We start from the raw sequence: 25,770 nt of genomic DNA on the forward strand, positions 1-25,770 counted from the left end.
GCCGACTCCGTGATCCAGGCTCCAGAAAAATGCTGGAGCGAAATATGAGCCGAGTTGGATTGCGTCCAACTCAACCGATTTCGCTCTAGAGGGCGACCACGCTCATCATGATGAACGACAGATCACGGGCGTCATCGCCGCGTGACGCCCGGTGAGGGGTCGAGATGCGCAGACCCATTTCCTCACCGGCTGTGAGGCTCACCGGGATGGACAGCTCCACCGGATGATCAAGCGGCACGAACTCCGCCTTGGCGACGGCGCCTTCACTCCCGAAGGTGAACAGGGTGCGCGACTGGCCGGTCTCCTCGGGCTTGAGCCAGACGCCGATCCTGACCTCACTGGCGGGCTCTTGCGTGCGGATGCGCATCTTCACCTGGGGCCAGCACCAGCCGTCGTCGTGCAAGCCGTCGGCGGCGACGATTTCAACACCACTTGTGATCATTTGGACCCCAGCCCTATCGGACATCATCGACTTTTATCGACCGAACAAGGGTTTGAATGGCTATTGTGCGGCGCGTCAAGGCCGCGCAACGCACAAGGTTAAGAAACGCGGATTTTGAGGCGCAGAGACCTAATTTCGTCCGTCACGCGAAGTCTAGCGAGCGGGAGCGCTTGCGCTTTCTGGCATCGGCTGCCCCGTGGCCATATCCACGAACACCAGCCCTCCAGGCCGATTTGCCGTCCCGGGCTGATCCTCGGCGCCGGGGGTCGAAAACCCCGCCAACGGCGCGCCGTAGAAAATATGCGCTCCGATCTGGCGCACTCGCTCCAGTCGCGCGCCCCAAGACGGGCGAACATAGTTGGCGTGATAGTTCACCGAGGCGTCCGGCAGCCGGATCGACGACCGGCCCTCGTGGACCTCGCGCGCGATACGTTCGGCCCGCGCCCACTGGGTCATGTTCACCGGCCTGCGGCCGATGGCGCCGTCACAGGTGAAGGTGAACTGACAGGTGCGGCTGTTGCGCTGATAGACGACCTGACAGACGTCCTTCGGATAACGCCCCGAACGCGACCGGTTCATCACCACCGCAGCGACCGCGGCCTGGCCCTCCTCGCTCTCGCTGCGCGCCTCGTAATAGATCGCCTGGGTCAGGCATTCGATCGGGTCGGACGGCACGACGGGGGGCGTCTTGAGATCCAGCCGGGGACGGCCAAGAGCCGCCAGGCTGAAACCTCTCGTCGGCGGAGGCGCGATGGTCGAGGCGGGCTCGGCTCCGGACAGCGTGGCGCGCGCAACCGGTCGCGAGACCGGCCGCAGCGCCGAGCGGCCCGGATCACGTCTCGTGTCGCGATTGGCGTTGCGGCGCGCGACAGGGCGAGGCCCCGTCTTCGCGTCCGTGAGCCGCTGACCCTGCCCCGACTTGAGCATGGCCTGCAGTCGTGCGTCGAGCTGGCCGCGACGGTCGGCGTCGGTCAGGACGGGAGCAGCCGCCGGGGAGACGGCGGGCCCAGCCGCAGGCACATAGGCGCGATCGGGCGCCGGATCGGCGTAGGCGAGAGGCGTCAGGACGGCCCCCGCCGCAACGGCCAGGATCGCGCCTCCGACAAAAAGAATGGGCAGGGCGCGCATCGGCGGTTCCATGAAGGGGCGACCCATGGATAGCAAACCCCGACCATCGCGCCAAGCGAGGCCATGACGGCCTGTCGACGGATTGCCTGTTGCGTCCGCCGGGGCCTATGGAGAGGGATGGCTTCGCCTCTGCACAGGCCCGGATTTTCACTGATCGAGGCGCTGGTCGTTCTCGCGATCAGCGGCATGGCGCTGGCGATCATCTTCTCTATCGGTGTGAAGGCGGGCGATTCGGGTTTCGCCCTCGGGAGGCGAGCCATGGCGGCGGCGGACATGGACGTGAGTATAGGCGATGTGCGCAGCCTGTTCCGCAGCGTGTCGGTTCGCCCGGCCGGCGCCTTTCGCCGAGGCCTGGATCTGCCGCTGATCGGAACCCCGTCACGCTTCGAGGGAGAGATCGTGGCGGAACGTGCGACACAGTGCGCACCGTCAGGCTGGGCAGGCCGCGTCGTGCTCGCGGTGGAAATCCGCGGGGCCGATCGGGTCCTCACTTGCCGCGCCGGCGATCACCTTACGGACCTTTTGACCACCACGGACCCCGCCGCCAGCCTGTCCTACTCTCGCGACGGACGGACCTGGTCAGCGACCTTTGACAGCACGCCCCCCACGCAGGCGTTCGATGAACCCCTGCGGTCAGAAAAGCTGTATATTAGATTCCGCGGCGCGACCGGAATGGACGTGGTCGAAATGGCGAGCTCGGCCAGACCACAGACTTGGACTAACCGATTTGACAGTCTCTAGTCGTCAGGACGCTGCTGCCGCATTTGTGCAATCAAGGCGTGCTGCCAGACAGCGGCCCGGGTTCGCACTGCCGGCGGTTCTGGCGGTCACCGGCATCGTGACGATCGTATTCCTTGTGGCCATGACCGCCTTGTACAGCCTGACGTCCGAGGCGGCTTCCGCCCGCGCGAGGGTCCGCTTCCTTCAACGCGCCCTGACCGCCGAGGCGACCCTGTCCTATATGGTCGCGACTGAACCCGCATCAATGTCGGGCCTGACCCTGGGCGGACAACGGTTCAGCGATGTGGGCGACGAAGGCGGCGGCCTTGCCGGTGGCGATCAAGGCGACGGGACTGTCAGATTCGACGGCCGCGATTACCTGATGAATGAGAACGGGCCTCTTGTGGTCGCCGTTCAGGACCAGGCCGGACTGGTCAACCTGGCGCATCTGACCCCACGTCAGGCCGACCGCCTGGCCTCGCGCCTGGGCGCGCCGGGCGCTCTTGCGCGATGGATAGAGCCTCGCTTCCTCGACTATGCCGACCCGGATCTGGAGCGCCGCCTGGGGGGAGCAGAAGCCGGCGACTACCCGGTCGGCGCGGCGCCGGCCAATCGAGAACTTAGACGTACGGACGAATGGCTCTCCATCCTGGGTGTCCGTGAGGCCGTCAAACCGGCCCGCTGGCGCGAAATGCGGGCGAGTCTGGCGCTCGATCATACGATCAGCCGGATCAACGCCAATACCGCCTCGGCATCGGCCCTGGAGGTCTTGTTCGGCCTCAATCGATCCCAAGCCGAGGCGGTCATACGCCGCCGTAATCAGACGCCGATCGCCAACCTGCAGGATCTGATCGCCGTCGCGGGCGCGTTCGGGATCGAGGATTCGGAGGTGGTCTACACCTTCCCGGCCGATAGGAGTACGATCACCATTCGAGACGGCCTCTCGTCCTGGGTCTATCGCGCCAATATCGTCCTCACGCCTTCGGGTTTGGAACGTCCGCTGTGGATAGAGCAGTCGGATATGCTAGAAGCGCCGCGCAGGCAGGCCGCTGAAACCAAAAATGTCCCTCGACTTCCTTACACCCCGCGTTGAGCGGCTGTCCGCCGGCGGGGGCTGGACGGTGGAGCATCCGGGCGGCTCCATCGGCCGGCTGCGCACGCCGGTGGTTTTGCTGGCGCGAGACCTGACCACCTTCTCCCGTTTCGAGACTGCGGGCCTGCCCCGGTCGCGTCGCCGCCAGGCCGCCCGACTGCACGCCCGCGCCGCCTCGCCTTATCTGGACGGCGCCAGTCTTCTGGTCCCGGCGGGTCAGGATTTCGGCGTCTGGTGGTGGGACGCCGAGCGGGTCAGCGCCTTGGTCCAGGCCCGCTGGGCCTCGGTCCGGCCGTCGATCCGTCCCGAAACCCTGGCCCAGCCGCCCGCCGCCGACTGGCGCATCGTCGCCCTGGCCGAGGGCTACGAAGCCCAGTATTGGCGGGGTGGAAGCCTTCATGCCTCGGCCTGGCGCCGTGAACGGTTCGACATCGCCGCCTGGACCGCCTTCACCCGCGCGCAACGCGACGCCGTGGACGCCCCCGAGACGCCGCCGGCGCCTCAGCGTCTGCCGCTGGACACGGACGGCCCGGCCTTCGCCGTCTCGACCGCCGAGATCACCCGCGAACAGATGATCGGGGCGGGCGGCGTGCTTGTGGCCATGGTGGCGGTCTGCGCCGCCCTGTTCCTGACCGGACAGGGCCTCAGGCTGAAATCCGACGCCGAGGCCCTGGAGGCCGAGACGGCGCGGCTGCAGGCTGCGTCGCCCGGCGGGGTCTCCCTGGCCGATCTGGAAGGCGACCGACGCACCCTGGCCGCCTATCGCCAGATCGAGGAGCGGACCAGCCCGCTCAGTTCGGCCGGAGCCGCCATCGGCATCCTGGCCTACCGCGACCTGACGCCCCGTTCGCTGGACGCCTCCGACGAGGGTCTGACCGTGACCCTGCCCTATACCGCCCTTTCCCAAGCCGACGACCTGATCGCCGACTTCGCCGAGTCGGGTTATTTCTACGATATCCAGCCTCGCACCGACGCCGCCAACCAGACCCTGATCATCGAGATGCGGGTGCGCGAGGCGGCCCCGCCGTTGGGATCGGGCGGCTGAACCAGTCCGAGGGCTCGCTGCCCGCCCGGATGACCGCCTGATCTCAACCAAACCGCCGTTCGGTCAGGACCGCGATCGCCCCTGGACCCCGGCCTGTCGCAGGAAGCGACAGTCGCCGGTCGCGGTGTGCAGGGTCATGACCACCTCGTCGCCCTTGACCAGATTGGCGGTCGTCGCCGAACAGCGGCCGCCCTCGGCGATGTCCAGAGGTGGGGCGAGGGTATAGCGCCACGGCGACCGCAACTCGATCTTGCGGACATCGCTCTCCTCCCCAACCTGCGCGGCCGTGACCGTCGTACCGGTCGCCTCGGGATCGACCAGGCGGATCGGCAGGCCGGTGCGGTTGGCCTCGCGCCTCAGGTCCGACACCCCGCGCTGGAACTCGAAGAAGACCGCGTGAGCGGTCGCCTGATCCATCATCCGCGACGTGCTGGGCATGATGACGGCCGTGGCCAGGCCCATGATGGCCAGGACGACCAGAATCTCGATCAGCGAGTAGCCGCCGCGCGCCGCTCGCGCCTTGCGCGGGATGGGATCAGCGCTGGTCGGAGTTGACGTCGGCATTGGCGCCTTCGCCGCCTTCCTGGCCGTCGGCGCCGTAGCTGATGACGCGCGGACGCGCCTCGGGCGCGCCGGGGGCGCCCGTCGCATTGGCCGGGGCCGGAATATAGACATAGGGCCGCGCCCAGGGATCGGCCGGCAGGGCCTTGTCCAGATAGGGACCGGACCATCCCGCCACCTGCTGTGGGTCCGCCTGCATCAGCAGGCCGATGCCCTCCTGCTGGGTCGGGAAGCGGCCGATGTCCAGACGCATGGTCTCCAGCGCGGCCTCGATGGCGCGGATCTGAAGCCGGGCCGTGGTCGACTTGGATCGGTCCAGCTGGGCGAACAGGCGCGGTCCGACGACGGAGGCGATCAGGGCGATGATGGCCAGAACGACCAGGATCTCGAGCAGGCTGTAACCGGCCCGCGTCGCGACCGACCGCCCGTTTCTGCGGGCCCGAAGACGCTGAAGAAGACGAGAACTCACGCGCACGACCTTGATTTCGGGGGCCTGTTGTCTGGGCCCCGCGGCTGCTATAACCCACGCCCATGCGGCCGTCGATGTGAAACGACCCGCGCGCAGCAACGTGACGGGATCCCTTTTGCGCGACGTTCTGGTCGGATTGACGGCTTCCGCCCGACAGAGATGGCAAGACCTTCTGGTCCGGCTTCGGCGCACGACCCCGCGCGAACGGGTGCTGCTGGCCGTCCTGGTCATGGGCGCCCTGGTCTACGCCCCGATCGCCGCCTCGGACTGGCGCACGGCCCAGGAAGACCGCTACGTCGACGCCGTGACGGAACAGGCCTCGGCCCGGCTGGCCGCCGCCGCCGCGCGCCGGGTCGAGGCCGCCGCTTCCGATCGCGCGGCCCTGGAAGACATGAAGACCTGGGGCTTTCCCGCCCTGAACGCCCAGGTCGCGGCGGTCGAGATCGAACGCCAGATCGTCCAGACCGCCACACGCACAAACCTGCCGGCCTTCACCGTCGTGACGGATGCGGAGCCGGAGACCATCGGTCCGACCCAGTGGATGGGAACCGAGGTTCAGGCGGATCTGAGATGGACCCCGACTTTCGACTTCCTCGACGCCGTCGCGGCCTGGCCCGAAGGATTCCGCGTGACCCGCTTCGCCTATGAGACGGGGACGCCGGCAATGGATGGGTCGGTCGGGGGCAAGGTGCGGCTGGGCCTGGCCTTCCCCGTTCGGCTCGATGAGCCGTTCCCGTCCGACGCTGCCGGCGTCCCGGCCCCGACGGCGCCCGCGTCCGGCGCCGCGCCATGAAGCGCTGGCTGCCCTTCCTGATCCCGGTCGTGTTCGCCGCCGCCCTCTTGTGGGGCTGGTCAGCGCCCGGCCGCCCCGAAGATCCGCCGGCGGTCACGCGCGGCGCCGGCGGCGGTCTGGGCGTCGCCGTGCTGCGCCCGGGCGAGACCGCTGCGGCGGCGGTGCGCTTCCTGCGCACGCTCAGAGCCGATCCGCCCCCGCCGCCCCCGCCGCCCCCGCCACCGCCGCCGCCCCCCCCCCCGCCTCCGCCGCCGCCGCCTGACGTCGCGGTGGTATTCAGACAGGCCCTGATCGGCATCCGCCGCGATCCGGCGACCGGCGCCTTCAGCGCCATGGTGCGCGACCCGGCCCAGCCGGGGCCGCAAATACGCCTTATGGGGGCGGGAGAGAGCTTCGGGGCGGACGGCTGGCGGATCCGGGAAGTTGCGGAATTCGCCGTCGTTCTGGAAAGAAGGACGGAAACGCGCGTCATCCGGCTTTTCGGCTAGAAGACGGACGCGGGGGCGGCAGGAAGATTGATGTCTGATCGAGCAAACACAGGATGGACCCGGCCGGTCCGCACGGTGCTTCTGAAGGCGGCCGTCTGTGCGGCGCCCCTGGCGCTGCTCGCGGGCTGCGCCGCCTTCCCGACCATGACGGCGGACGGCCGGCCGCGCCAGACCGCCGACGCGTCGGTCGATCCGTCGATGTCCCCCGTCGGGACCGAGGACGGCGCGCCTCGCAGCGCGACCGAACGACTGACCATTCCAGGCGCGCCGCCGCCGGTCCAGACGCGCCCTCCCGCCACGGACGAGCAGATCGCCGCCCTGGTGCCGGATGAGCCGATCGACGCCACCCTGGCCCCCCAGTCCATCCCGCAGTTCGCCGCCACCGTGTTCGGCCTGCTGAATCTGCCCTACGCCCTTGGGGCCGACGTGGCGACGCGGCCGGAGATCGTCGCCGGCGGCACGGGCGGCACGATCTCCAAGCGCGACCTCTTCCGGCTGACCCAAAGGGCGCTGAGACAGTATGGGGTGGAGATCTACATCGAAGGCCGGACGGTCGTCGTCGGCAACGGCCCCGCCGCCGAGCTCGGCTCGACCTTCAGCCGCAGCCGAAACACCCCGACGGCCTCGGGCAATGTGGTTCAGTTCTTCCCGGTCCAGACGATCCAGGTTCAGGCGCTGCGCCAGCTCGTCGCCGATCTGTTTCCCAATCTCGGCGGGGTCCGGGTCACGGTCGATGCGGACAGCAACAGCTTCCTTCTGTCTGGATCGGCGCGCGACGTCGGCCGCCTGGTTCAGGCCCTGAAAGAGCTGGACCAGCCCCGCTACGCGGGCTCCGAAATCCTGCGCATCGAACCGGTCTACCTCTCGGCCGATCAGCTCTCCAAGGCGCTGACCGACGTTCTGACGACCGAGGGCTACATCATCTCGCCGACCCCTCAACTGGTGCGGCCGATCAGCATCGTGCCGATCCCGGCGTCCAATCAGTTGCTGGTGTTTGCGCGCGATCCGGCGGTGCTCGAACGCGTCAACTTCTGGGTGGCGAACCTCGACCGGCCCGCCACCCTGGGCGACAAGGCCTCGACCTTCGTCTACCAGGCGCGCAACACCGACGCCCAATCTCTGGGCAGCCTGGCCATGGGTCAGGCGCCGGCGACCTCAAACATCCAGCCCCCGGTCGGCGTGCCCGGCGCCCAGCCGGTGCGCAACGATAACGGCTCGCGCAGCGGCGCAACGACGGGCGCCGGGACGGCCGTTGGCGGTGGGACCGGATCCTTCCTCGGCGGCCGACTTCTGGTCGATCCGGCCGGCAACCGCATCCTGTTCACCGGCACGGCCACGGACTACGCCCAGCTACGCGCCCTGTTGACGACGCTCGACGTCGCCGCGCCCCAGGTGGTGATCGAGGTCATGATCGCCGAGGTCACCCTGACCGACGCCACCGCCCTGGGCGTCAACCTGTTCGGAACCGACGCGCGGGGCGACGGCCTGGCGACCGGCTCGACCGAAGGCATAGCCATTGGCGGCGGCGCCCTGAACCTGACCTTCGTCGGGCCGGACTACCGGGCCCAGCTGGTGGCCAACGCCTCCAACAATCGCGTCAATATCCTCCAGCGGCCTCAACTGGTGGCGCGCAGCGGCGGAACGGCTCGTTTCCAGGTCGGCACGGACGTGCCGATCATCACATCCCAGTCGGCCTCCGGCTCGCAGTCCGGCGGATCGACGGATATCCTCCAGAGCGTGCAGTACCGCCAGACCGGCACCATTCTGGAGATCACGCCGGTGGTCTATGGCGACCGGGTGGACCTGACCATCAGCCAGGAGCTGTCGTCCGCCGGGGACTCGCCCGAGGGCATCTCCAGCCCGACCATTCTCAACCGCAGCCTCAGCACCCAGATCGCCGTGCGTGACGGCTGGACCGGCGTCCTGGGCGGCCTGATCGGCAACAACTACACCAAGAACAACACCGGCGTGCCCTTCCTGAAGGACGTGCCCATCATTGGCTCGGCCTTCCAAAACAACCGCGTCACCGGGGAACGGACCGAGCTTCTGCTGCTCATCACCCCCTATATCGTGCGCGGCGACGAGGATATGGCCGAGTTCGCCGACCTCTATTCCGGCAGCATGAACGCCGCCTTCCGCACCGGACGCGGCTGGTCCTACACCCTGACGCCCTGGTCGATCAGCCGCCGGTTCCGCGGTCTGGGCTTCGATCTCCCAAGCCCGGTGTCCGCCTCGGAGACGCCCAGCCTGATTCCCCGGCGCGGGCGGCCCGCGAGCGACGCCGCACAGCCTGACGCGCCCACGGCCGAGCCCATTCCGGGCGATCCGTCGCAATGACGCCGCCTGAGGCTCAGGACTTCCCGGCGGTCCATCCCGACAGCGTTCTGTTCATTTCGCTGGATTCCTGCCGCTACGACACCTTCGTTGCGGCCAACCTGCCGAACATGAAGGCCGTCGGCCCCCTGCATCGCGCCCAGGCGCCGTCGCACTTCACTTACGGGTCGCACGCGGCCATGTTCGTCGGCTTCACGCCGGGCGTGGCGGACAGGGCCGAACCCTTCCTGAATCCCAAGTTCGCGCGTCTGTTCCGGCTGAACCACGCGGGCCACCCTGGCGTCGGGACCTCGGGATATGTGGTGCACGGCGACAATATTCCGGACGGCTTCAGGAAGGCGGGGTTCCGGACGATCGGCACGGCGTCCATGGCCTGGTTCAATCCAGACACGGAGGTCTCAGCCCCCCTGCGTCAGGGGTTCGACGAGTTCTGGTTCGCCAGGCGCGAGGGCGTCGAGCCGCAGGTCGCGTGGATCGAGGACCGGCTCAACACCGCTCGCGATCAGGGAGACGACGGAGCCGAACGGGTCTTCGCCTTTATGAATATCGGCGAGACCCATGTGCCCTATTATTTCAACGGCGCGCCCTGGGACCGAGCCGACAGCCCCTGTGTGGCCTTCCAGACCGTCGACCGGTCTGACGAGTGCCGGGTCCGCCAGACCGCCTGCGTCGAGCACGTGGACCGACAGATCGCCGGCCTGGTGGACAGGTTCCGGCACGCGACGATCCTCATCTGCTCGGATCACGGCGACTGTTGGGGCGAAGACGGGCTGTGGGAACATGGTGTCAGCCACGAGATGACCCTGACCGTGCCCCTGATCCTGCGTTTCAAAGGCGAGCCCGTCGGATCGTCCGATCGCCTTGCCGAGCGAGCGGCGCCGCTTTAAGCACGCCCGGACGCCCCGATCCCGCTCCAACCCTACGCCGCTGATTGGACGACCATGAAGATCCTGTTCTGCCTGCCTGCCTATGGATCCGAGGTTCGGGTTGAGACCGCCCTGTCCCTGGCCAGCAATGTCATGCACATGACGTCGTCCATTCCCGGCGCCGCGGTCAAGATGTTCGCCATCGACATGGCCGAGATCGCGCGGGTCAGGAATCTCTTCGCCTCCATGGTGCTGCAAGAGGAGCACGACGTACTCCTCATGCTTGACTCGGACATGGGCGTGCCGCCGGAAACCTTCACCCGGCTGATCATGTCCCCTCACGAGGTCTGCGGCCTGACCTATCCGAAGCGCGAGCTTGATCTGGCCCGCTTCCACCAGCTCGCCCAGGGCGGGGCGGATCTGGAGACCAGCCGCGTCGGGGCGCTCAACTTCATCGCGGCCGACAGCTTCGTGCATCGTGACGGCACGATCGACGTGAGGGAGAGCTTCCTTGAGATGAACGCCCTGCCGGGCGGCTGCATGATGATCCGTCGTTCAGCCCTGCAGCGGATGTGGGACAAGATCCCGTCGATCCGCCAGACCAAGGAGATCGGGGATATCGAGGAGACGATGGGCCTGAAACGGGTCATCCGCTGCTTCGACAATATCGCCAACGGCAACACCAAGCTCAGCGAGGACCTGAGCTTCTGTCGGCGGTGGCGCGACATCGGCGGACACATTCACGCCCTGTTCGACGTCCCCGTCGCCCACTATGGCCAGATGAAGTTCGAAGGCGCCTATTCGGCCAACCTCATGGCGCGCGCGACCAACGTCAGCCCGCTCTAGCGCGGCGACACGGCCCGACGGGATGCGGACCGCCACGCGAGGCTTGCGACGTGGCCGGCCTGAAATGTGACCGAAAGACAACGCTCTTGGGCCGCAATCATGATTGACGGCGCTGTCGACCCCCGATATGACATGAAAGCCGAGAGGTGACGGGTGACCACATGGGTAAAACTCTGACCGTCTTTGCGGCGCCGTTTCTATAACCCATTAACTGGATCCTTCCGGGGGAATTTCGATGAAAAAGAACACTCTGTTGCTGGCCGTCTCGGCCGCAGCTCTCGCCGTGGGGGCGACCAATTCGTTCGCTGCCGATATCAGCGGCACTCTGACCGCCCCCGGCGGTACGGCGACGCTGGCCACGGCCAGCGCTAGCGCCCTGAAGCTGTCCAACCAGGCGACCTACTACGCCAGCGCCACCAGCTCGGCCGTGGCCACCCAGGGCACGTTGGTCTTCAACTTGCTGTCGTCGAGCCCCGGCGGTTTCCCGAACGGTGAGTCGCTGCGTCTGGACATGAGCCTGTCCGGCGCCATCTTCACCGGCGCCGCGACGGTTGCGGGAAGCACGGCGACCTGCTCGGCCTCGGTCTCCATCCAGAACGGCGCTGCCGCCAACGGCACCTCGGCCTCCTACTTCGTGAACCTGCAGAACTGCGTCACGTCCGGCACGGGCGTCACCGTCTCGGTGCCGGTCCAGATCACCAGCAGCACCTCGGTGTCGTCGGTCACCGCCGGCCTGACCGGCCAGTTCGGTGGTTCGCCCTACCAGGTCGAAGGCGCCACCAAAACCGCCTTCCTCGTCGCCCCGACCCAGGCCTATGCCGTCACGATCGCCGCGACCGGAACGGCCTCTGTCGCCAACGTCAGCAACGGCTACCAGGGCTTCGTCGGCTCGGCGACCGGCGCCGTCGTCGCCACGGCGACCGTCTCGGTTGACACCTCCGTCCGCAACAGCCTGGCCACCACCGCCACGGCTGCCCCCACGGACGTTCAAGGCGTCGACCTGACTGTGACCCCGGTCACCGGCAGCTTCACCGGCTTCACGATCGAGAGCGCGGCCAGCGGCAACGCCCTGGCCACCGACACGGCCACCACTTCCGGCACGGCCCTGGTGTTCGAGTATGACACGGCGACCGCCGCCACCTCGACCTACACCATCAACCCTGTCGACCTCGGCACCGCGACGACCGGTGGCGTGATCCCGGCGACCTCGGTCACCCTGAAGGCCGATGTCGATCTGGTGAACGGCCTGAACGATCTGACCACGACGACCCCGGTGGCGTTCAACGTCGTCACGCGGAACGGCACCAACTTCGTCGCTCCGTGGATCGGCCTTGGCGCAAACGGCGTGCGTTCGCAGATCCGTCTGGGCAACAACTCGTCGATCGACACCGGCCCGATCACCGTCCGCGTCCTGTCGCGCATCTCCGGCGCCACCACGGCCACCGTCTCGACCTACACGGTCACGTCGGCTGTGCTCGGCAACGGCCAGTCCCTGACGGGTCTGGGCGGCATTCCGGCCAACACCGCGATCTCGATCGACGGCTCCAAGCTGAAGGACGCGATCTTCGGCACGGCCTCCATCAACAACGCCGACATCGAAATCTCCATCGAAGCCCAGCCGCAGAACATCTCCGGCAAGGTTCGTCTGGTCGATTCGGTTGGCGTCGTGACCGAGACCTCGCTCGGCAACCTCGCTGGCCCGATCAGCTAAGTCCAGGCTCAAACCTGAACAGGGAAAGGGAGGGCTTCGGCCCTCCCTTTTTTCTTGCCCGCAGGCCAGGCCCTGTCATCGCGCATGCAGCGGCGGATGTCCCCGGGATGAAAATCGGCTATCAGTCATCCGACCCATCGAGATGACCGTGACCGACACCGCCGCCGATACCATCGACACCCGCTTCCCCGCGCCGCCCGCCCCGCGCCAGCGCCTGGGTGAGCTGCTGGTCGCGCGCGGTCTGGTGCGGCCGGGGGACATCGACAATGCCCTGACCCTCCAGGCCCAGAACGGCGGCCTCCTGGGCCTCAACCTCGTCCGCCTCGGCGCCCTGTCCGAGGTCCAGTTGCTGGAGGTGGTGTCGGAGCAGCTCAGCCTGCCCGTCCTCGCCCCTGAAGACGGCCCCCGCCCCGAACAGGTCGCCGCCTTCCTGACCGAAATCCGTTCGCCGCTCAGTTGGTGGGCCGACGCCGGCGCCGTGGCCTGGCGCGCCGACGAGACCGACGCCATCCAGTGCGCGGGCGTCCAGCCCTCCGACCCCCAACTGGCCGAACGCATCGGCCAGGCGACCGGCGAGCCGATCACCTGGTTCCTGGCTCCCCGCGCCCTGATCGAGGCCCTGACCCAGGACATCCACGCCGAGGCCGGGGCGGGCATCTCGGCGGAGTTCAACAGCGGCGTCGGCAATGACGCGGCCCGCCTGCGAGAACTGGCCCAGGAAGCCCCGACCATCGACTTCGTCAACGGCGTCTTCGCCGAGGCCCTGTCGCGCGGCGCCTCCGATGTCCACGTCGAACCCTATGAGGACCGCTTTCTGGTCCGCATGCGCATCGACGGCGTCCTGACCACCGCCCGCTCGGCGCCACGCGCCAACTTCGAGGCCGTCGCCTCGCGCATCAAACTGCTCAGCCACATGGACATCGGCGAGCGCCGCCTGCCCCAGGACGGGCGCCAGTCGATCCGGGTCTCGGGCCAGGAGGTCGACCTGCGCGTCTCGACCCTGCCCTGCTCCTGGGGCGAATCCATCGTCCTTCGCCTGCTGGGCAAGACCAGCCGCCTGCCCGAACTGTCCGAACTTGGCGTCGGACCGGATCAGGAGCGCAAGCTTCTGACCCTGTCGGAGCATCCCAACGGGGTCATGCTGATCACCGGCCCCACCGGGTCCGGCAAAACCACCACCATCTACCGCCTGCTGACCCATCTGAACGACGGGGAACGCAAGATCATCACGGTCGAGGATCCGGTCGAGCTTGACCTGCCGGGCGTGATTCAGGTGCGGGTGCGGGCCGACATCGGCCTGACCTTCGCCGCCGGTCTGCGCTCCATCCTGCGTCAGGACCCGGACGTCATCATGGTCGGCGAAATCCGCGACCCGGAGACGGCCCGCATCGCCGTCCAGGCCGCCCTGACCGGCCACCTGGTCATCTCGACCGTCCACACCAACACCGCCCTGGCCGCCGTGCCCCGCCTGCTGGACCTGGGCATCGAGGACTATCTGCTGGCCGACGTCCTGCGCGGCGTGGCGGGCCAGCGGCTGGTCCGCCGCCTGTGCACCTGCGCCCGTCCGTCCACGGATGAGGAGATCGAGGCGCACGAGCGCGCCTTCCCCGACTATCTGCGCGTCCATGTGGAGGGCGAGCCGGCGAACTGGCGAGAGCCCGTGGGCTGCCCGCGCTGCGGCCAGTCCGGCTTCCGCGGTCGTGTCGGCGTCTACGAGATCGCGCCGGTCAACACCGCCCTGACCCACGCCCTGCGCGAGGGGGCGGACGAAGAGAGGCTGACCGCCATCGCCCGCGCCGACGGCTTCCTCAGCTTCGGCGACGACGGGGCGCTCAAGGTTCGACGCGGAGAGACGGCCTGGTCCGAGGTCCACCGCATCGTGGGTGCCGCCGAATGAGCAAGGCCCCCGTCGCCGTCATCGGCATGCACCGTTCGGGCACCTCCTGCCTGGCCGGATGCCTGGAGAATCTCGGGCTGCGGCTGGGAGACGTGAACACCGCCGCGCCCCATAACAAACGCGGAAATCGCGAGAACCCGCGCTTCTGGCCCATCCACGACGCGGTCCTGGCCCGAGTCGGGGCCAGCTGGGACAATCCGCCTTCCGAACCCGTCGCCTGGACGGCGAGCGAGATCGCCGGCCTGCGCGCCGTTCTGGCGGACTATGAGGACCTGCCCCTGCCCTGGGGGGTCAAGGATCCCCGGGCGACGGTGATTCTCGACGGCTGGTTCGAGGTCGTTCCGAACCTTCGTCTCATCGCCTCCATCCGGCACCCCCTCGCGGTCGCCGGGTCGCTGGCGGCCCGCAACGGCTTCGCTGCCGAGACGTCCCTGCACATATGGTCGATATACAACCGGGCGCTCCTCTTCTGGCGGGACCGGCGCCCGTTCGACGTCATCGACTATGACGCCGTTGACTATGAAAACTGCGTGCGCCTGGCCGGGGCGCGACTGGGGCTGGACCCGGACGCCCCCATGCCTTTCCGTACCGAGGATCTGAACCATCAGGGCGCCCATGGCGTCGATGCCGACGACCGCTCGCAATCGTGGGCCGGACTGTGGGCCGAACTCAAGGCGACGGCCCTTTGACGCCGCATCCTGCGAAGCCCCGGCTGTCCGTCGTCGTGGTCGGCTTCGACATGGCCCGCGAACTGCCGCGCACGGTCTTGTCCCTGCTTCCCCCCTACCAGCGTGGCGTAACGCCTGACGAAGTCGAGATCATCGTCGCCGACAGCGGGTCACATGAGCCGGTTCGGCGCGACTGGTTCCCGGCCGAGGCCGACGTCACCGTGCTCAGGGTCGAGAGCGGCGGCGTGTCGCCCTGCCGAGCCGTCAACCTGGCCGCCGCTCAGGCGCGCGGGGATTTGATCGCCGTCGTCATCGACGGCGCCCGCATGGCCTCGCCCGGACTGCTGCGCGCCGCGATGGACGCGAGCCGCATCCATCCGGACGCCTTCATCGCCACCCTGGGCTTCCACCTCGGCCCAAAGGTGCAGCAGGTGTCGGTGACCGAAGGCTACGACCGGAACGTCGAGGACGGCCTCCTGAACGCCATCGGCTGGCCCGATGATGGATACCGCCTGTTCGAGATTTGCGCCCTGGGCGAGAGCTATCGGGAGGGCGCCTTCGCCGCACCGCCCGAGACGACCTTCTTCGTGACGTCTCGCGCCCGCTTCGAGGCGCTGGGCGGGTTCGACGAAGGCTTCCAGACCTCGGGCGGCGGATACGCCAACTACGACCTCTTCGATCGCGCCACGGCCGAGCACGCGCCACCGCTGATCATGCTCGTGGGTGAAGGGACCTTCCATCAACTCCATTACGGCGCCACCACTCAGGCGGGCGGGATCCAGCGCCGGGTCAAGCCGGAAGCCTCGCTGGCCGATCTCTACGCCGAGGAGTACGAACGTCTGCGCGGGCGTCCGTGGGTCCGGCGTCATCCCAAACAGCACCTGTTCGGCTCGATCACCCATCCGGCCGTGCGCGGACTGTTCTTTCCGGCGGCGGCGTCATGAGTTCGACCCTCGACTTCCAGTACGAGGCCGCCGGGCGGGACGGACGCACTGTGCGCGGCGTCGTCAGCGCCGACAACGAATCGGCCGCGATCCGGCGCCTGTCGTCGGATGGACTGATCGTCCTGAAGATCGTTCCGGCGGTGGCCGCGCGATCGACGGCCCGTAACCGCGACCTGCGCCCGGCGGAGCGGGTCCTGGTCCTGCGCCAGCTGGGCCTGATGCTGGAGGCGGGGGTTTCCCTGCTGGAGGCCCTGGACACGGTCGCCCAGGGCATGCAGGCGGCCAGGGGCCAGAAACAGTTCCAGGCCGCCATCGCCGCCCTGCGTCGGGGCGATTCGCTCGGCAATGCGCTGGAGGAGCATGTGCCCGGCTTCCCCGAATACCTCTACGCCATGGCCCGCGTCGGCGAGGCGTCCGGCCGCATCGCCGAGGTGCTGAAACAGGCGGCCGAGCAGATGGCCTATGAGGACCGCCTGCGGAAAGAGTTCGGCAACGCCATGACCTATCCCGCCTTCCTCCTGTGCGCGGGCCTGGCGGCGGTGGCCTTCATCTTCACCCAGGTGGTGCCGCGCTTCGCCGACATGATCGGCGACGACCGCTCGCGCGTGCCGGCGGTGTCGCGGTGGATCCTCTCGGCGGGCGAGTTCGCCAACGCCAACATCGGCGTGGTGGGCATCGGCCTGGGCGTTCTGATCGCGGCAGGCGTCTTCATCGCCACCAATCCGGCGGTCAAGGCCCGGGCCTATGCGGTCGCCCACGGCCTGCCGGTGGTGGGCAATGTCATCCAGGCGCGCGAGGTCTCGTCCTGGGCGCGGCTGACGGCCTTCGCGTTGAACAACGGCGTGCCGATTCTCTCGGCCACAGCCCTGGCGCGCGCCGCCGTGCCGGACGGTCCGTTCCGCGACGGGCTGGACAAGCTGGACGGCGATCTCAAGTCCGGCCTGACGCTGGACGCCTCCCTCGCCACCCATACCAAGCTGGAGGCGATGGACCTCAGCCTCCTGCGCGCCGGCCAGAGATCGGGGGCGGTGGGCGCCATGTTCGGCTTCATGGCCGACAACTATGAGAACCGGCTGCGCGACAGCATGAAGCGGCTGACCGCCCTGCTGGAGCCCGCCGCCATCGCCACCATCTCCCTGATCGTCGGCTTCGTGGCCCTGTCGCTCGTCCTGGCCCTGTCCAGCGTCTACGAGGGGGTGGTGTGATCCGGCGTGAGCCAAGACGGCGCGGCTTCAGCCTGATCGAGGCCCTGATCGCCCTGGCCATCGCGGCCATGATGCTGACCGCCCTGTTCCAGCTCCAGATCCAGATGGCGCGGGGTCAGGCCCGGGCCGCCGCCGTGCTCGAACAGGTCTCCGCCCAGGAAAACGCCCTGGCCCTGACCCGCGACCTCAACCCGATGGAGGAGCCGACCGGAGAGATCGTCCTGCCGCAGGGCGACACGATCCGATGGCGCTCGTCGCCCAAGACCCGGTCCCAGCCCAATGTCGGCTTCCCGAGAGGCAACGGGATGTTCGACGTCCAACTCTTCACCGTCACGGTCGAGATCATCCGGCCCGACCGCAGCCCGGTCTCGCCCCTGACTTTCAATCGCCTGGGGTGGAAGAGAAAAGTCGAGGCGGACGACTGGGGCTGACAGGCCTATTGATGCGCGCTGGTACGCGACAGGCGCACTTCTCGCTCGACGAGAGACCGCATCGAAAGCCGCAGCCGCTCCTCGAGCGCCTCCCGCCGCTCCCGCTCGGCGGCGACCGCGACCTCGAGCGACCTCAGGGCTTCGGCGTGATCGGCAGATTCATTCCCCCTCATCGCCCGTTCCTGGTTTAGGAGCGTCTTCAGGCCCTCCAGCGACTTCAGAGCCTGGGCGTGCCGGGCCTCTGCCGCCGCCAGCCTGGCGTCGACATCCGTCTGTGCCCCGGAAGACTCGAACGTCGCATGGCGTGATTCGGGCTCCGAACGCGCCGGCGCGATCGCGGCGGCCGTCGCGCGGCCGAACAGGTCGCTGGCTGCATCGAACCGGTCTCGCAACTGATCGAGCCGTTTCAGGGCCGCCGCCGCACCGTCGCCGTCCGCCGCCGCCGTCAGGCAGCCATAGGCCTCGACCGCCCAGGCATGGGTTTCCGCCGCACGGGCCAGGGTCTCATCCGGCACCACCTCATGGCGCAGATCCCTGCTCAGATAGGCGTCGATCTCGGCGGCTCGATCCAGGCTGAATGCACCGGGCGACAGCATTTCCGCGATGGTCGCAGCGCCGGCGCGCCAGTCGGTCATGAAGGCTGTCCAGCGGATCAGTCGTCGTTCGGCGCCGCGGCTGAACTTTTCGGCATCCAGAACATGCCTTAGCCAAAGGGCCAGCCCCTGGGCGATCGGCATATCGTTGCGCGTCTTCAGCGACCCAGCCACCTCCAGCGGCGAACGCAGGGGCAGGACATGAACGATCCTGTAACCCGCCGTCTCCAGCACGCCGTCCCAAACGGGCCAGAGCCGGCACAGACGCGGGTCCTTCAGGACGATGGTCGCAGCGTCGCCGAACTCGGCCTCAACCGTCGCGGCGATCTCACGCCGGAAGTCCGCAAGCACATCCGACGCGATCACGCCGGGATCGAACTGTCGCCAGTCCGACCACCATGACCCTCCGGCCTCCAGAATTCGATCGTCCAGCTCCCCGATCAACCGGCTCTCGAAAAAGCCCCGGGGATTGTCGGCCGCGACCTCCATCGGCGTGCGCGGCGCGGCGGCCCCGAGACGAGAGAGAACCCCGGCGACGGACGACGTCCCGCTGCGGTGCATGCCCAGGACGATGATGGCGGTCTTCTGCGTCATTCGACCTCTGGATAGCACAGTCTCTCCCGCCCCCAAGAGGCGCCCGGCGACGCCGGTGCCGATTGATGGGGGCGGATGACGAAATCCGTGCGTGACCTGACGGCGGCGCTTCTGTAGCGATCGGTCAAGGATCAAACGGACGACCCCATGCCGACCCTCAGCCACCTCCAGCGCCTGGAAGCGGAGAGCCTGCACATCCTGCGCGAGGTCGTGGCCGAGACCGAGCGACCGGTGATGCTCTATTCGGCGGGCAAGGATTCGGCGGTGATGCTGCATCTGGCGGCCAAGGCCTTCTGGCCCTCGCCGCCGCCCTTCCCCCTGCTGCACATCGACACGACCTGGAAGTTCCGGGACATGTATGTGATGCGAGACCGGATGGCGGCCGAACTCGGGTTCGAGCTTCTGGTGCATCAGAACCCGGACGCGGTGGCGCGGGGGATCAATCCGTTCGATCACGGCTCGGCGATGCATACGGACCTCTGGAAGACCGAGGGGCTGAAACAGGCGCTGGATCTCTATGGTTTCGACGCGGCCTTCGGCGGCGCCCGGCGCGACGAGGAGAAGAGCCGGGCCAAGGAGCGGATCGTCTCGGTCCGCTCGCCCGGTCATCGCTGGGATCCGCGCGCCCAGAGACCGGAGCTGTGGCGGCTCTACAATGTGCGGCGCGGCCTGGGCGAGACCCTGCGGGTATTCCCCCTGTCCAACTGGACCGAGCTGGACATCTGGCTCTACATCCACCGCGAAAACATCCCCATCGCCCCCCTCTATCTGGCGGCTGAGCGGCCGGTCATTCGGCGCGGCCCGATGCTGATCATGGTCGATGACGACCGGATGCGGCTTGAGCCCGGCGAGAGGCCCGAGTTGAAGTCGGTCCGCTTCCGCACCCTGGGCTGCTACCCCCTGACCGGCGCCGTCGAGAGCACGGCCGCGACCGTGCCCGACCTGATCCGCGAGACCCTGCTGACCCCGACCTCGGAACGCCAGGGCCGGGCCATCGATCACGACCAGTCCGCCTCGATGGAGAAGAAGAAGCAGGAGGGCTATTTCTGATGGCCGCTCCCGAAACCCAGTGGCAGGCCCAGGCGGGCGCCGAGGACATCGACACCTGGATCGCCGCCCAGACCTCGCGCGAGGTGCTGCGTTTCATCACCTGCGGCTCGGTGGACGACGGCAAGTCCACCCTGATCGGCCGGCTGCTCTATGATTCCCGGACGGTTCTGGACGACCAGATGGCCGGTCTGGAGGCGGATTCGAAACGCATCGGCACCCAGGGCGGAGCGCTCGACTTCGCCCTGCTGGTCGATGGCCTGGCCGCCGAGCGCGAGCAGGGCATCACCATCGATGTCGCCTATCGCTATTTCTCGACCGAGCGGCGCGGCTTCATCGCCGCCGACACCCCGGGCCACGAACAGTACACGCGCAACATGGCCACCGGCGCCTCGACGGCGGACGTGGCGATCATTCTGGTGGATGCGCGCAAGGGCGTTCTGACCCAGACCCGGCGACACAGTTTCATCGTCTCCCTGATGGGCGTCCGACGGTTGGTTCTGGCGGTCAACAAGATGGACCTGATCGACTTCGATCCGGAGCGGTTCGAGGAGATCGTCGCCGACTATCGCGACTTCGCCGCGCAACTGGGCCTGACGGACATCACCGCCATTCCCCTGTCCGGCCTGAACGGCGACAACATCATCGCGACCAGTCCGAACACGCCCTGGTATGCGGGGCCCAGCCTGATCCAATGGCTCGAGACCGTGCCCCTGGACGCCGGCCGCGCCGCCGCCGGGCCGTTCCGCATGCCGGTCCAGTGGGTCAATCGTCCGAACCCGGAGTTTCGAGGTTTCTCCGGCCTGATCGTCTCCGGCGCCGTCTCGACCGGCGATCCGGTCCGGGTCGAGCCCTCGGGCCGCGCCAGCACCGTCGCCCGCATCGTCACTCGCGACGGCGACCTGACGACCGCCAGCGCCGGCCAGTCCGTCACCCTGACCCTCACCGACGAGATCGACTGTGCGCGCGGCGACGTGATCTGCGCCGCGACCGACGCGCCCCAGGTGGCGGACCAGTTCGATTGCGAGATCGTCTGGATGTCAGAGACGCCGCTGATTCCCGGGCGACCCTATCTGCTGAAAGTCGGCGCGCGCACGGTCACGGCCCAGATCTCCGACATTCGCCACCGGGTCGATCCCGACAGCCTGCATCCGCTCGCTGCGCGCCACCTGAACCTGAACGATATCGGTCGCTGCACCCTTTCTCTGGATCGGACCATTCCATTCGACGCCTATGTCGACAATCCCGACATGGGCGGCTTCATCCTGATCGACCGGACCACATCGGCCACCCTCGGCGCCGGCATGATCCATTTCGCCTTGCGTCGTTCCCAGAACCTGCACTGGCAGGCCCTGGACGTGACCGGAGAGGCCCGCGCCCGCGCCATGGGCCAGACCCCGGGCGTGGTCTGGTTCACCGGCCTGTCGGGCGCCGGCAAGTCCACCGTCGCCAACCTGGTCGAGAAGCGGCTGCACGCCGAAGGCCGCCGCACCTATCTTCTGGACGGCGACAATGTCCGCCACGGCCTGAACCGCGACCTCGGCTTCTCGGAGGCGGACAGGGTCGAGAACATCCGTCGGGTGGCCGAGGTGGCGCGGTTGATGGCCGACGCGGGGCTGATCGTCCTGACCGCCTTCATCTCACCCTTCCGGGCCGAGCGGCGCATGGCGCGCGAGCGGATGGACGAGGGCCGGTTCTTCGAGGTCTTCATCGACACCCCCCTGGCCGAGGCCGAGCGGCGCGATCCCAAGGGCCTCTACGCCAAGGCCCGGGCCGGGACCCTGTCCAACTTCACCGGCGTGGACAGCCCCTACGAGGCGCCCGAGCACGCCGAACTGGTCATCGACGGTGCGAACACCCCGCCAGAGGCGGCGGCGGAACTGATCGTCGAACGGCTTCGCGCGGCAGGCTGGCTCGACGCGCCGAAGGCCGATTGAGCCTCCTGGTCCGTCCGAACGCCGAAACGCTTTGACGGCGGCGACCATAGAAGTTTCTATGGCCGGATTCAGTGGGCGAGGACGGTCGTAGGCCGCCTCGGGGAAAGTACAGGGGTTCAGATGATCGATCGTCGTCTGCGGGGCGTGAGCCTTGCGGCCATGGCCTGCGCCGTCATGGCTCTGGGCGCCTGCGCCACCACCGGGTCCGATTCACCGACCGCGAGCGACCCCGCGCCGACGGCTGCGGCGAGCAAGCCCAGGACGCTCGCCACCGGCCTGGACGCCGCCGCCAGCCCCGACCCCTTCCCCTCGACCTATACGCCCCTGCCGCGCAGCAACTCGGCCATCGTCGGCGCCACGGTCTTCGACGGCGCGGGCCGCAAGATCGAGAATGGCGTCGTGGTCATCACCGACGGGCGCGTCTCGGCCGTGGGCGGGGCGAACACCCCGGTGCCGGCCGGCTATACCGTTGTCGACGCGCGCGGCCGGTTCGTGACCCCGGGCGTCATCGACGTTCACTCCCACCTCGGCGTCTATCCGTCGCCGGGCGTGCAGGGGATGAGCGACGGCAATGAGGCGACCAGCCCGAACACCGCCCAGGTCTGGGCCGAGCATTCGATCTGGCCCCAGGATCCCGGCTTCAATACGGCCCGGGCGGGCGGGGTGACGACTCTCGGCATCCTGCCCGGCTCGGCCAACCTGTTCGGCGGTCGCGGCGTGACGGTGCGCAATGTGCCCTCCATCACCATGCAGGGGATGAAGTTCCCGGGCGCGCCCCACACGCTGACGATGGCCTGCGGCGAGAACCCCAGCCGCGTCTATGGCTCGCGCAACCAGAGCCCGGCCACCGGCATGGGCAATGTCGCCGGCTATCGCGCCGCCTTCATCGCCGCGCGCGACTACAAGGCCAAGTGGGACAAGTGGCGCGAGACCGGCCAGGGCGATCCGCCGACGCGCAACCTCCAGAACGAGACCCTGGTCGGGGTTCTGGACGGCTCCATCCTGGTCGAGAACCACTGCTACCGCGCCGACGAGATGGCGGTGATGCTCGATATCGCCAAGGAATTCGGCTACCGCATCACCACCTTCCACCACGCCATCGAGGCCTACAAGGTCGCGCCCCTGCTGGCCGAGAACGGCGTCTGCGCCGCCATGTGGACCGGCTGGTGGGGCTTCAAGATGGAGGGTCTGGACGCCATCGAGGCCAACGCCGCCCTGGTCGATGCGCCCCAGAATTCCTGCGCCGTCATCCACTCCGATGACCCCGACCTGACCCAGCGCCTCAATCAGGAGGCCGCCGCCGCCCTGGCCGCCGGTCGCGAGGCCGGTATGAACATTCCGGAGGAGCGGGCCATCAGCTGGTTCACCCTGAACGCCGCCCGCGCCATCGGCATCGACAAGGAAACGGGGTCACTGGAGGTCGGCAAGCGCGCCGATGTGGTGATCTGGAGCGCCAATCCCCTGTCGGTCTACGCCCGCGCCGATCAGGTCTTCATCGACGGCGGCAAGGCCTTCGACCGGTTCGACCCGGCCTATCAGCCGACCTCCGACTTCGAACTCGGCCAGCCCGGCTACGGCCTGACCGCCGCCAACGTCTCCGAGGGAGCCCGCTGATGTCGCGCAAGATCCTGCTCGCGGCCGTCGCCGCCCTTTCGCTTGCGGCCTTCCCGGCGGTTGCGCAAAACACCGTCGCGATCACGGGCGGCAAGGTGCTGACCGGCACCTCCGTCATCGAAAACGGCACGGTCGTCATCCGTGACGGCCGCATCATCTCGGTCGGAACCGGGGCGGCCCCGGCCGGCGCCCGGGTCATCGACGCGACGGGCAAGACCGTCTCGCCCGGCATCGTCGTGGTCGACGCCGGTCTCGGGGCGTCCGAGGTGTCCTCCGTCAACGGAACGAACGATCTGGCCAACGGGTCGAACGCGATCAGCGCCTCGTTCGACGTCTCCTATGGCCTCGACCCCTGGTCCTTCACCCTGCCTGTGGCGCGCCTCGGCGGCATCACCCGGGCCGTCGTGGTGCCGGCCCATGCGGGCGGCGGCGGCGGCTTCTCGCACCATCAGGACGACGGCGATCATGATTTCGCCGGTGTCGGCGGTGGCGGGCTGCAATCCCCCGGCCTGTTCGCCGGTCAGGCGGCCGTGGTCCAGCTGGGTCAGGGCACCGACATTCTGGTCAAGCCCCGTGTCGCCATGGTCGCGCCCTTCGGCGAGGCCGGGGCCGGGATCGCGGGCGGGGCGCGCGGCGCCCAGTTCACCCAGTTCAAGGAGACCCTGGCCGAGGTCCGCCTCTATGCCCGCAACAAGGCCGCCTATGACCGCGCGGGTCTGCGCGACCTCAGCCTGTCGCGCGCCGACCTCGAGGCCCTGATCCCGGTCGCCGAGGGCCGCATGCCCCTGATCGTCACCGTGCATCGCGCGGCCGACATCCTGCAGGTCCTTCGTCTCGGTCAGGAGGAGGGCGTCAAGCTGATCCTCGACGGCGCCGAGGAGGGCTGGCTGGTCGCCCCCCAGATCGCCGCCGCCAGGGTTCCGGTTCTTGTCAACGCCATCGCCAACCTGCCCAACGACTTCGAGCGTCGCGCCGCCCGGATGGAGAACGCCGCCGCCCTCAACGCCGCCGGGGTCCTGATCGCCATCAAGGGCAATGAGGGGTCGGTCCACCGCGCCCGCGAGGCCCGCTACAACGCCGGCAACGCGGTCTCGCACGGCCTGCCCTATGCGGCGGCGATCGCGGCCCTGACGGTCAATCCGGCCCGCATCTTCGGCGCCGAGGGCCAGTACGGCCAGCTGACCGCCGGCGCGGCCGCCGACGTCGTGGTCTGGACCGGCGACCCGCTGGAGCCGCTGAGCCGCCCCAGCGCCATCTTCATCGACGGCCGCGAGCAACCCCTGACCAGCCGCCAGACCGAACTGCGCGACCGCTACCTGAACGGCGGCCGTGGCGCGAGGCCGCCGGCTTACAGGCAGTAGGGGACAGGTATGAGGTTTGAGGGGTGAGGTTCGAGGGACTAGGGAGGTATGGGGACAACAGGCGATTGGCCCTTGCCCTTGCCCCTTGCCCCTCAAACCTCGTCCCTCGAACCTGAACCTTCATGACCGCGACCCGCCTCTTCATCGACGCCGACGCCTGCCCGGTGAAGGACGAGGTTTACCGGGTGGCCGAGCGCTATGGGCTGAAGGTCTTCGTGGTGTCCAACAGCTGGATCAACACCCGGCGCGACGCCTTCATCGAACAGGTGGTGGTGGATGCGGGTCCGGACGTGGCCGACGACTGGATCGCCGAACGGGCCGGACCGGGCGACGTGGTCATCACCTCGGACATTCCCCTGGCCGACCGCTGCCTGAAGGCCGGCGCCCAGGCGTTGAAGTCGAACGGCCAGGCCTTCAGCCCGGATTCCATCGGCTCGGCCCTGGCCGGGCGCATGGTGGGCGAACACATGCGGTCTATGGGCCTGCAGACCTCGGGCCCTCCGCCGTTCGGTCCGGCCGATCGTTCGCGCTTCCTGCAGGCGCTCGACGCCGCTGTCGTCCGGGCACGGAAGATCGTCCGATGATCCTGCCCGAGGACGAGCTGGAGTTTCGCTTCTATCGGGCCGGAGGTCCGGGCGGGCAGAACGTCAACAAGGTGGCCACCGCCGTCCAGATGCGGTTCGACGCCCGCAACTCGCCGTCCCTGACCGAGCCCGTGCGGGCCCGGCTGATGAAGCTGGCGGGCAGTCGCCTGACGCTGGACGGGGTGATCGTCATCACCGCCGTTCGCTATCGCACCCAGGAACGCAACCGCGCCGACGCCGTCGCGCGCCTTCAGGAGATGATCGACAAGGCCCTGATCGCCCCGACCTACCGCGTCCCGACCCGACCGACCAAGGCGTCGAAAGAGCGGCGGCTGGTCGCCAAGTCCAAACGCGGCGACATCAAATCGGGTCGCGGCAAGCCGACCAGCTTCGACTGAG

At 68.4% G+C, this 25,770-nt stretch carries 25 protein-coding genes; 20 read left to right on the forward strand and 5 right to left on the reverse strand.

The annotated features are described in order from the left end of the window. Positions 1 to 85: 85 nt before the first annotated feature. Both ACT6QK_RS01480 and ACT6QK_RS01485 read right to left on the reverse strand, forming a co-directional pair. Entirely contained in the window at positions 86 to 442 is a 357-nt protein-coding gene (locus ACT6QK_RS01480; protein ID WP_444596053.1) for a hypothetical protein, read from the reverse strand. Positions 443 to 595: 153 nt separating this feature from the next. Next, the gene (locus ACT6QK_RS01485) at positions 596 to 1,570 is read right to left on the reverse strand and encodes a cell wall hydrolase (RefSeq protein WP_444596054.1); all 975 of its coding nucleotides are present in this window, start codon (positions 1,568 to 1,570) and stop codon (positions 596 to 598) included. 117 nt (positions 1,571 to 1,687) lie between these two features. Between ACT6QK_RS01485 and ACT6QK_RS01490 the strand changes: the two genes are divergently transcribed. From ACT6QK_RS01490 to ACT6QK_RS01500, 3 genes are all read left to right on the forward strand, one after another. Next, positions 1,688 to 2,311, forward strand: a complete 624-nt coding sequence (locus tag ACT6QK_RS01490) for a type II secretion system protein (protein ID WP_444596055.1) — start codon at positions 1,688 to 1,690, stop codon at positions 2,309 to 2,311. 97 nt (positions 2,312 to 2,408) lie between these two features. Further along, entirely contained in the window at positions 2,409 to 3,383 is a 975-nt protein-coding gene (locus tag ACT6QK_RS01495; RefSeq protein ID WP_444596056.1) for a helix-hairpin-helix domain-containing protein, read from the forward strand. Next, complete coding sequence (locus ACT6QK_RS01500; protein WP_444596057.1) at positions 3,352 to 4,428, forward strand: hypothetical protein; 1,077 nt, start codon at positions 3,352 to 3,354, stop codon at positions 4,426 to 4,428. The genes ACT6QK_RS01495 and ACT6QK_RS01500 overlap by 32 nt, the downstream gene beginning before the upstream one ends. 63 nt (positions 4,429 to 4,491) lie before the next feature. On the opposite strand, the gene ACT6QK_RS01505 is transcribed toward ACT6QK_RS01500, so the two are convergent. Both ACT6QK_RS01505 and gspG read right to left on the reverse strand, forming a co-directional pair. Next, positions 4,492 to 4,992: a pilus assembly FimT family protein gene (locus ACT6QK_RS01505; protein ID WP_444596058.1), complete on the reverse strand. Its 501-nt coding sequence runs from the start codon at positions 4,990 to 4,992 to the stop codon at positions 4,492 to 4,494. Next, the gene (gspG, locus tag ACT6QK_RS01510; protein WP_444596059.1) at positions 4,964 to 5,458 is read right to left on the reverse strand and encodes a type II secretion system major pseudopilin GspG; all 495 of its coding nucleotides are present in this window, start codon (positions 5,456 to 5,458) and stop codon (positions 4,964 to 4,966) included. The genes ACT6QK_RS01505 and gspG overlap by 29 nt, the downstream gene beginning before the upstream one ends. Positions 5,459 to 5,558: 100 nt before the next feature. Between gspG and ACT6QK_RS01515 the strand changes: the two genes are divergently transcribed. From ACT6QK_RS01515 to ACT6QK_RS01565, 11 genes are all read left to right on the forward strand, one after another. Beyond that, entirely contained in the window at positions 5,559 to 6,251 is a 693-nt protein-coding gene (locus ACT6QK_RS01515; protein ID WP_444596060.1) for a hypothetical protein, read from the forward strand. Beyond that, positions 6,248 to 6,739: a hypothetical protein gene (locus tag ACT6QK_RS01520; RefSeq protein WP_444596061.1), complete on the forward strand. Its 492-nt coding sequence runs from the start codon at positions 6,248 to 6,250 to the stop codon at positions 6,737 to 6,739. Before ACT6QK_RS01515 ends, ACT6QK_RS01520 begins: the two co-directional genes overlap by 4 nt. A gap of 30 nt (positions 6,740 to 6,769) precedes the next feature. Further along, positions 6,770 to 9,076 carry a secretin N-terminal domain-containing protein gene (locus ACT6QK_RS01525; RefSeq protein ID WP_444596062.1) on the forward strand — a complete coding sequence of 769 codons (2,307 nt, stop codon included), beginning with the start codon at positions 6,770 to 6,772 and terminating at the stop codon, positions 9,074 to 9,076. Further along, positions 9,073 to 9,960, forward strand: coding sequence for a sulfatase-like hydrolase/transferase (locus tag ACT6QK_RS01530; RefSeq protein ID WP_444596063.1), 888 nt, complete (start codon positions 9,073 to 9,075; stop codon positions 9,958 to 9,960). The genes ACT6QK_RS01525 and ACT6QK_RS01530 overlap by 4 nt, the downstream gene beginning before the upstream one ends. Before the next feature lie 54 nt (positions 9,961 to 10,014). Next, a complete protein-coding gene (locus ACT6QK_RS01535) occupies positions 10,015 to 10,785 on the forward strand; it encodes a hypothetical protein (protein ID WP_444596064.1) in 771 nt (256 codons plus the stop codon). A gap of 235 nt (positions 10,786 to 11,020) precedes the next feature. Further along, on the forward strand, positions 11,021 to 12,496 hold the full coding sequence (locus tag ACT6QK_RS01540) for a hypothetical protein (protein WP_444596065.1): 1,476 nt from the start codon (positions 11,021 to 11,023) through the stop codon (positions 12,494 to 12,496). 148 nt (positions 12,497 to 12,644) lie between these two features. Further along, complete coding sequence (locus ACT6QK_RS01545) at positions 12,645 to 14,393, forward strand: GspE/PulE family protein (RefSeq protein ID WP_444596066.1); 1,749 nt, start codon at positions 12,645 to 12,647, stop codon at positions 14,391 to 14,393. After that, on the forward strand, positions 14,390 to 15,082 hold the full coding sequence (locus tag ACT6QK_RS01550; RefSeq protein ID WP_444596067.1) for a hypothetical protein: 693 nt from the start codon (positions 14,390 to 14,392) through the stop codon (positions 15,080 to 15,082). Before ACT6QK_RS01545 ends, ACT6QK_RS01550 begins: the two co-directional genes overlap by 4 nt. Then, positions 15,079 to 16,005, forward strand: coding sequence for a glycosyltransferase family 2 protein (locus tag ACT6QK_RS01555; RefSeq protein WP_444596068.1), 927 nt, complete (start codon positions 15,079 to 15,081; stop codon positions 16,003 to 16,005). The genes ACT6QK_RS01550 and ACT6QK_RS01555 overlap by 4 nt, the downstream gene beginning before the upstream one ends. Beyond that, complete coding sequence (locus ACT6QK_RS01560; RefSeq protein WP_444596069.1) at positions 16,002 to 17,210, forward strand: type II secretion system F family protein; 1,209 nt, start codon at positions 16,002 to 16,004, stop codon at positions 17,208 to 17,210. The genes ACT6QK_RS01555 and ACT6QK_RS01560 overlap by 4 nt, the downstream gene beginning before the upstream one ends. Beyond that, positions 17,207 to 17,641: a prepilin-type N-terminal cleavage/methylation domain-containing protein gene (locus ACT6QK_RS01565; protein WP_444596070.1), complete on the forward strand. Its 435-nt coding sequence runs from the start codon at positions 17,207 to 17,209 to the stop codon at positions 17,639 to 17,641. The genes ACT6QK_RS01560 and ACT6QK_RS01565 overlap by 4 nt, the downstream gene beginning before the upstream one ends. A gap of 5 nt (positions 17,642 to 17,646) precedes the next feature. On the opposite strand, the gene ACT6QK_RS01570 is transcribed toward ACT6QK_RS01565, so the two are convergent. Then, positions 17,647 to 18,828 (reverse strand): sulfotransferase family protein, encoded by a 1,182-nt coding sequence (locus ACT6QK_RS01570; RefSeq protein WP_444596071.1) that lies wholly within the window; start codon positions 18,826 to 18,828, stop codon positions 17,647 to 17,649. Positions 18,829 to 18,975: 147 nt separating this feature from the next. Between ACT6QK_RS01570 and cysD the strand changes: the two genes are divergently transcribed. The 6 genes from cysD to arfB all read left to right on the forward strand — a co-directional run bounded on the left by cysD (position 18,976) and on the right by arfB (position 25,769). Beyond that, a complete protein-coding gene (cysD, locus tag ACT6QK_RS01575) occupies positions 18,976 to 19,878 on the forward strand; it encodes a sulfate adenylyltransferase subunit CysD (RefSeq protein ID WP_444596072.1) in 903 nt (300 codons plus the stop codon). Further along, on the forward strand, positions 19,878 to 21,812 hold the full coding sequence (gene cysN, locus ACT6QK_RS01580) for a sulfate adenylyltransferase subunit CysN (RefSeq protein ID WP_444596073.1): 1,935 nt from the start codon (positions 19,878 to 19,880) through the stop codon (positions 21,810 to 21,812). The genes cysD and cysN overlap by 1 nt, the downstream gene beginning before the upstream one ends. A 120-nt stretch (positions 21,813 to 21,932) precedes the next feature. Continuing rightward, on the forward strand, positions 21,933 to 23,426 hold the full coding sequence (locus ACT6QK_RS01585; RefSeq protein ID WP_444596074.1) for an amidohydrolase family protein: 1,494 nt from the start codon (positions 21,933 to 21,935) through the stop codon (positions 23,424 to 23,426). Next, positions 23,426 to 24,787: an amidohydrolase family protein gene (locus ACT6QK_RS01590; protein ID WP_444596075.1), complete on the forward strand. Its 1,362-nt coding sequence runs from the start codon at positions 23,426 to 23,428 to the stop codon at positions 24,785 to 24,787. Before ACT6QK_RS01585 ends, ACT6QK_RS01590 begins: the two co-directional genes overlap by 1 nt. A 122-nt stretch (positions 24,788 to 24,909) precedes the next feature. Then, positions 24,910 to 25,371 (forward strand): YaiI/YqxD family protein, encoded by a 462-nt coding sequence (locus ACT6QK_RS01595; RefSeq protein ID WP_444596076.1) that lies wholly within the window; start codon positions 24,910 to 24,912, stop codon positions 25,369 to 25,371. Then, complete coding sequence (gene arfB, locus ACT6QK_RS01600; protein ID WP_444596077.1) at positions 25,368 to 25,769, forward strand: alternative ribosome rescue aminoacyl-tRNA hydrolase ArfB; 402 nt, start codon at positions 25,368 to 25,370, stop codon at positions 25,767 to 25,769. Before ACT6QK_RS01595 ends, arfB begins: the two co-directional genes overlap by 4 nt. Position 25,770: the final 1 nt, after the last annotated feature.

The sequence above is a fragment of the Brevundimonas sp. genome, from assembly GCF_052436175.1.
Taxonomy (GTDB): domain Bacteria; phylum Pseudomonadota; class Alphaproteobacteria; order Caulobacterales; family Caulobacteraceae; genus Brevundimonas.